This is a genomic window from Burkholderia sp., assembly GCF_018375725.1.
GTDB lineage: Bacteria > Pseudomonadota > Gammaproteobacteria > Burkholderiales > Burkholderiaceae > Burkholderia.
This window is the reverse complement of sequence record NZ_JAHACR010000257.1, coordinates 1-6,261: the sequence shown is the minus strand read 5'-3', so window position 1 is coordinate 6,261 and position 6,261 is coordinate 1. Positions and strand designations below refer to the sequence as shown.

The following is a 6,261-nucleotide window of genomic DNA, read 5'->3' as shown; positions in this document are numbered from 1 at the left end:
GGCACTGTGATCGATCTGACCCACAATTGGGATACGCCGTCCTACGATCTGGGCACGGGCTTCGGCCATCTGTCGGTGGAAGTCGACGACGCGTACGCGGCCTGCGAGCGCATCAAGGCGCAAGGCGGCAAGGTCACGCGCGAAGCCGGACCGATGAAGCACGGCACGACCGTGATAGCGTTCGTCGAGGATCCGGACGGCTACAAGATCGAATTCATCCAGAAGAAGGCGCACTGAGCGCCGGATGATCGTATTGCGGCGCGTGCGATGCGCGCCGTGAGACGGGCGGCACAGGGCGACCTGTGCCGCCCGTTTGTTTGGTGTCTACAGCGACGGCAGCAACTCGGGCGGATGGTGTTTGAGCGTATGCCGCGCCTCGCGGAATTCCGGGAAGATCGACTCGACCGTCTGCCAGAAGCGCGGACTATGATTCATCTCGCGCAGATGCGACAGTTCGTGCGCGACGACATAATCGATGATCGACATCGGGAAATGAATCAGCCGCCAGTTCAGGCGGATTCTGCCGTCGCTCGAGCAGCTGCCCCAGCGCGTGGCGGCCGACGACAGCGCATACATCGAATACGTGACGCCGAGCTTTTCCGCATAGAACGGCAGGCGCTCGCCGAAGATCCGCTTGGCTTCGCCTTGCAGCCAGCCCTGCACGCGATCCTTGATCTGCTGTGCGTCCGCTTGCGCGGGCAACGGCAACGCGAGCCGCATCGTTTCGTCGTCAAACGTGACGGCGCCCGCATCGGGCGCGAGCACGAGCGTCACCGGTCTGCCGAGATACGGGATCTGCGCCCCGCCGCGCCAGTCGATCTGCGGCAGGGCACGCTGTTCGGCGCGCGTCTTCCATTCCGCGAGCTTCGCGAAGATCCAGCGCTGCTTCTCCGCGATCGCCGCCTCGATATCGGCCAGCGTGACCCAGCGCGGCGCGGTGATCGTCAGTCCGCTGCCGTCGATCGTGAAGCCGATCGTGCGTCGCGCGGAGCGCTTCAGCCGGTATTCGAGCACGCGGCTGTCGAGTGCGAACGTGCGCACGCGCGAGCGGTCGGTCGCGGGTTCCGGTGGAGCGGCGGGCGAGGACGGCGCGGCGGACGGCCCGTCGAAGAGCGGCAAGTCCAGCTGGCGATGATCGAGGGCCGCGACGGCGGGCCGTGTCCGCGTCCGCCTGCTCATCGGTTCGCTTCTCGTCGGCGTGCGCAACGGCGTTAACCGGCGCGGGTCAGACGCGCGCGGCATGGCGTTTGTCGGTGTCGCCCTGCCGTGAATACGCGTCCGGATCGATACGGCGCATTTCGGCTTCGATCCAGCTTTCGACACGCGCGTTCACGACATCCGGCGTGAGGCCCCGCACGTCGATCGGCTTGCCGATCGACACCGTGACGACGCCCGGGAATTTCGTGAACGAGTTGCGCGGCCATACGCGACCGGCGTTGTGTGCGATCGGCACGACCTGCGTGCCGGTTTCGATCGCGAAGCGCGCGCCGCCGGTCTTGTACTTGCCCTGCTTGCCGACCGGCGTGCGCGTGCCTTCGGGGAACATGATGACCCACGCGCCTTCGGCGAGACGCTTCTTGCCCTGACGGATCACCGAGTCGAACGCGTTCTTGCCTTCCTTGCGGTTGATGTGAATCATGTGCAGCATTCCGAGCGCCCAGCCGAAGAACGGCACGTACAGCAATTCGCGCTTGAACACGTAGCACAGCGGGCGCGGCATCAGCGCGGGAAACGCGAGCGTCTCCCAGGCCGACTGATGCTTCGACAGCAGCACGGCGGGCCCGTCAGGCAAGTTCTCGTAGCCTTCGATCCGGTATCGGATGCCGTTGAGCCAGCGCACGACCCACAGCGTCGACTTGCACCAGCCCGCCGCCATCTTGTAGCGCCCGTCGGGGCGCAGGAACGGAAAGGCGATGAAGCACGCGGTCGCGTACGGCACCGTGAATACGATGAAGTAGATCAGCAGCAGCAGGGAGCGGACAAAGCGCATCGGCGTGAGTCTGGCGTGAAGGAGGATGCGCGCGGCGCCCGCATCACTCGTGTTCGTGTGAAAGGAAATCGAGCGCGAATGCGCGCAAGTCGTCGTGGATTTTCGTGCCGGGCGGCAGGCCGCCCGCGGCGAGCGTCTTCTTGCCCTTGCCGGTCAGCACCAGATGCGGCTGGAAACCGAGCGCGACGGCCGCCTGCAGGTCGCGCAGCGAATCGCCGACGACCGGCGTATGTTCCGGGTCGGCCTCGAAACGGTCGGCGATCATCTGCATCAGGCCAGGCTTCGGCTTGCGGCAGTCGCAGTGGTCTTCCGCCGTGTGCGGGCAGAAGAACACGGCGTCGATACGCGCGCCGACCGCCGCCGCCGCGCGATGCATCTTCAGATGCATCGCATTGAGCGCCGCCATGTCGAACAGCCCGCGGCCGATGCCGGACTGATTGGTGGCGACAACCACGCGATACCCCGCGTGGTTGAGCCGCGCGATCGCCTCGAGGCTGCCGGGCAGCGGAATCCACTCGTCCGGCGACTTGATGAATGCGTCGGAATCGGTGTTGATGACACCGTCCCGATCGAGGACGACAAGCTTCTTGGTGGCGCTGATCGGCATCGTGCGGCCCTTATGCGGCAAGCTTCGAGATGTCTGCGACGCAGTTCATCTGCTGGTGCAGCGCGGACAGGAGCGCGAGCCGGTTCGCACGCAGCGCGGGATCCTCGGCGTTGACCATCACGCCGTCGAAGAACGCATCGACCGGCGCGCGCAGCGCGGCAAGCGCCGACAGCGCGCCCGTGTACGCACGCGCTTCGAGTTGCGACTGCACGCGCGGCGTCACTTCGGCGAGTTGCTCGTGCAGGGCCTTTTCGGCGGCTTCGACGAAGAGGGTCGGCTGTACCGTGCCGTTCGCGCTGCTTTCCGACTTCTTCAGGATGTTCGAAATCCGCTTGTTCGCGGCGGCGAGCGCTTCGGCTTCGGCGAGACGCGTGAATTCACGCACCGCGTCGAGGCGCGCGACGATATCGTCGAGGCGCGTCGGGTTCAGGCTCAGCACGGCGTCGACTTCGCCGGCCGAGTAGCCGCGCTCGCGCAGCAGGCCGCGCAGGCGATCCATGAAGAACGCGTAGATCGCGTCGGTCGATTCGGCGACGCCCGCCACCGTCGCGAAACGTGCGTACGTCGTGCGCAGCAGCGACACGAGATCGAGCGGCAGCTGCTTTTCGAGCAGCAGGCGCAGCACGCCGAGCGCATGGCGGCGCAGCGCGAACGGATCCTTCTCGCCGGTCGGCGCGAGGCCGATGCCCCAGATGCCGACGATCGTTTCGAGCTTGTCGGCGAGCGCGACCGCGGTGGACACGGGCGTCGTCGGCAGCGCATCGCCCGAGAAGCGCGGCTGGTAGTGCTCGGTGCAGGCGATCGCGACGTCTTCCGGCTCGCCGTCGTGGCGTGCATAGTAAGCGCCCATCGTGCCTTGCAGTTCGGGGAACTCGCCGACCATGTCGGTCAGCAGGTCGGCCTTCGCGAGCCGTGCGGCGCGCTTCGCGATGGCGGCGTCGGCGCCGATCGCGGGCGCGATTTCACCCGCGAGCGTCTCGACGCGTTCGACGCGTGCGAGCTGCGAGCCGAGCTTGTTGTGGTAGACGACGTTCGCGAGCAGCGGCACGCGCTCCGCGAGCGGCTTTTTCTTGTCCTGCTCGAAGAAGAACTTCGCGTCGGCAAGGCGCGGGCGCACGACGCGCTCGTTGCCTTCGACGATCTCGCTCGGCGACTTCGTCTCGATGTTCGACACGATCAGGAAGCGCGAACGCAGCTTGCCGGCGATGTCGGTCAGCGCGAAATACTTCTGGTTGGTCTGCATCGTGAGGATCAGGCATTCCTGCGGCACCTGCAGGAATTCGTCCTCGAAACGGCACGGATAGACGACCGGCCATTCGACGAGCGACGTGACTTCGTCGAGCAGCGATTCGGGCATCACGACGGTGTCGCCGTTCGCATGCTCTTCCAGCTGCGTGCGGATCGTTTCCTTGCGGTCGTTGAAATGCGCGATCACGCGGCCCTTGTCGCGCAGCGTGTCCGCGTAGCTGCGCGCATGCGTGATGGCGACGAGGCCGTCGGACAGGAAGCGATGGCCGAGCGTCGTATCGCCGGCGTCGATGCCGAACGCGGTGACGGGCACGACGCGATCGTCGTGCAGCACCGTCAGGCGATGCACCGGACGCACGAACTGCACGTCGCTGCCGTCCGGACGCTGATAGGTCATGACCTTCGGGATCGGCAGCTTCGCGAGCGTCTCGTCGAGCGCGGCCTGCAGGCCGTCGGCGAGCGTCACGCCGGCGGCCGAATAGTTGACGAAGAAGGCTTCGGCCTTGCCGTCCTGCGCGCGTTCGAGATCGGCGATCGACAGGTTCGGGAACCCGAGCGCCGCGAGCTTCTTCGCGAGCGGCGCGGTGGGCTTGCCTTCCGCGTCGAGCGCGACCGACACCGGCAGCACTTTTTCACGGACTTGCTTTTCCGGGGCGACGGCGCGCACGTTCTGGACGACGACAGCGAGGCGGCGCGGCGTGGCATAGCGTTCGAAGACGAGTTCGCCTTCGATCAGGTCGCGCGCCGCGAGGCGTTGCGCAAGGCCTTCGGCGAACGCGTCGCCGAGGCGCGCGAGGGCCTTCGGCGGCAGCTCTTCGGTCAGCAGTTCGACGAGCAGGGGGGCGGGATGGTTGTGCGTCATGATGTGAAGATATCTCGTCAGTCCTGATCGATCTTGCGTTCGACCTTGAGCGGCGGCGCCCATGCCGGCTGTGCGGCATCCTGGGCATCGGTGGTGAGGCCCGGCACGCCCGGCGGATTGCCGAGCATCGGGAAGCCCAGCTTCTCGCGCGATTCGTAATACGCCTGGGCGACGAGACGCGACAGCGCGCGGATGCGGCCGATGTACGCCGCGCGCTCGGTCACCGAGATCGCACCGCGCGCATCGAGCAGGTTGAACGTGTGGCCGGCTTTCAGCACCAGTTCATAGGCCGGCAGCGCGAGCTGCGCCTCGATCATCCGCTTCGCCTCCGACTCGTAGCTGTTGAAGAACGTGAACAGCAGGTCGACGTTCGCATGCTCGAAGTTGTAGGTCGACTGCTCGACTTCGTTCTGATGGTAGACGTCGCCGTAGGTCAGGCGGCGCAGCTCGGGGCCGTCCGGCCCTTGCTCTTCCCATTCCGTCCAGATCAGGTCGTAGACGTTCTCGACTTTCTGCAGGTACATCGCCAGACGTTCGAGACCGTAGGTGATTTCGCCGAGCACCGGCTTGCAGTCGAGGCCGCCGACCTGCTGGAAGTACGTGAACTGCGTCACTTCCATGCCGTTCAGCCACACTTCCCAGCCGAGGCCCCACGCGCCGAGCGTCGGGTTCTCCCAGTCGTCCTCGACGAAGCGCACGTCGTTCTGCTTCAGGTCGAAGCCGAGCGCTTCCAGCGAGCCGAGATACAGATCGAGGATGTTTTCCGGCGCGGGCTTCAGCACGACCTGGTACTGGTAGTAATGCTGCAGGCGGTTCGGGTTCTCGCCGTAGCGGCCGTCCTTCGGGCGGCGCGACGGCTGCACGTACGCGGCGCGCCACGGCTCGGGGCCGACCGCGCGCAGGAACGTGTGAACGTGCGAGGTGCCCGCGCCGACTTCCATGTCGATGGGCTGGAGCAGAGCGCAACCCTGCTTGTCCCAGTAGGACTGCAGCGTCAGGATGATTTGCTGAAACGTAAGCATGAGGAGCCTTCGTGGCGCTGGCGCTCCGTTGCGGGCGCGGCCGCGGGCGGGGGCCCGGGGTGCGCTCGCGCGGCGGCGCGGCTTATTAGTGTGCTGAAACGTGCAATTTTACCGGATCGGCGGCCGGCTGCGGCCGGAACGGGATCGAGGAGGATGTCGATGCGCGGATCAGGCGGCAAAGGCCGGTCGTTGCGATGTGCGCAGCCTGCGTGAACGCGCTGCGCACGGCATCGGGTTTTACTGCCGGCCGCGCCGGCGCAGCGCCGGCCCGAACGTGAAACCGAAAGCCAGCAGCATGAACGACACCGCGAGCACGGTGTTGTTGCCGCTCGTGACGTACGGCGTGAAGCCGCTCGTGCCTTCGATGCGCACGTCGAGCGAGCCGATCGTGTACGGCTTGAGCTGGCCGAGCACGCGGCCGCGCGCGTCGATCGCGGCCGTCATGCCGGTATTGGTCGCGCGCAGCATCGGCCGGCCGGTCTCGAGCGCGCGCATCCGCGCGATCTGCAGGTGCTGCCCAGTGCCGGACGCC

General features: G+C 66.5%; 7 protein-coding genes. 1 reads left to right on the top strand and 6 read right to left on the bottom strand.

Features of this window, described 5'->3' with window-relative positions; genetic code table 11:
• Positions 1 to 237, top strand: a 237-nt coding sequence (locus KH616_RS20045; protein ID WP_292250125.1) for a VOC family protein, incomplete at its 5' end; no start/stop codon positions are given.
• Positions 238 to 324: 87 nt separating this feature from the next.
• Here KH616_RS20045 and KH616_RS20040 read toward each other — a convergent pair.
• From KH616_RS20040 to KH616_RS20015, 6 genes are all read right to left on the bottom strand, one after another.
• Positions 325 to 1,179, bottom strand: coding sequence for a SprT family zinc-dependent metalloprotease (locus KH616_RS20040; RefSeq protein WP_292250123.1), 855 nt, complete (start codon positions 1,177 to 1,179; stop codon positions 325 to 327).
• 46 nt (positions 1,180 to 1,225) lie between these two features.
• Positions 1,226 to 1,990 (bottom strand): lysophospholipid acyltransferase family protein, encoded by a 765-nt coding sequence (locus KH616_RS20035; RefSeq protein WP_292250122.1) that lies wholly within the window; start codon positions 1,988 to 1,990, stop codon positions 1,226 to 1,228.
• Between the two features lie 43 nt (positions 1,991 to 2,033).
• A complete protein-coding gene (gene gmhB / locus KH616_RS20030; RefSeq protein ID WP_292250120.1) occupies positions 2,034 to 2,597 on the bottom strand; it encodes a D-glycero-beta-D-manno-heptose 1,7-bisphosphate 7-phosphatase in 564 nt (187 codons plus the stop codon).
• Between the two features lie 10 nt (positions 2,598 to 2,607).
• Positions 2,608 to 4,707, bottom strand: a complete 2,100-nt coding sequence (gene glyS / locus KH616_RS20025; RefSeq protein WP_292250117.1) for a glycine--tRNA ligase subunit beta — start codon at positions 4,705 to 4,707, stop codon at positions 2,608 to 2,610.
• A gap of 17 nt (positions 4,708 to 4,724) precedes the next feature.
• Complete coding sequence (gene glyQ, locus KH616_RS20020) at positions 4,725 to 5,729, bottom strand: glycine--tRNA ligase subunit alpha (protein WP_292250116.1); 1,005 nt, start codon at positions 5,727 to 5,729, stop codon at positions 4,725 to 4,727.
• Positions 5,730 to 5,966: 237 nt separating this feature from the next.
• Positions 5,967 to 6,261, bottom strand: a 295-nt coding sequence (locus tag KH616_RS20015) for a nitrilase-related carbon-nitrogen hydrolase (RefSeq protein WP_292250115.1), incomplete at its 5' end; no start/stop codon positions are given.

Coding starts and splice junctions, on each gene's coding strand:
- KH616_RS20040 (WP_292250123.1), bottom strand. CDS start 1,179: ATGAGCAGGCGGACGCGGACACGGCCCGCCGTCGCGGCCCTCGATCAT.
- KH616_RS20035 (WP_292250122.1), bottom strand. CDS start 1,990: ATGCGCTTTGTCCGCTCCCTGCTGCTGCTGATCTACTTCATCGTATTC.
- gmhB (WP_292250120.1), bottom strand. CDS start 2,597: ATGCCGATCAGCGCCACCAAGAAGCTTGTCGTCCTCGATCGGGACGGT.
- glyS (WP_292250117.1), bottom strand. CDS start 4,707: ATGACGCACAACCATCCCGCCCCCCTGCTCGTCGAACTGCTGACCGAA.
- glyQ (WP_292250116.1), bottom strand. CDS start 5,729: ATGCTTACGTTTCAGCAAATCATCCTGACGCTGCAGTCCTACTGGGAC.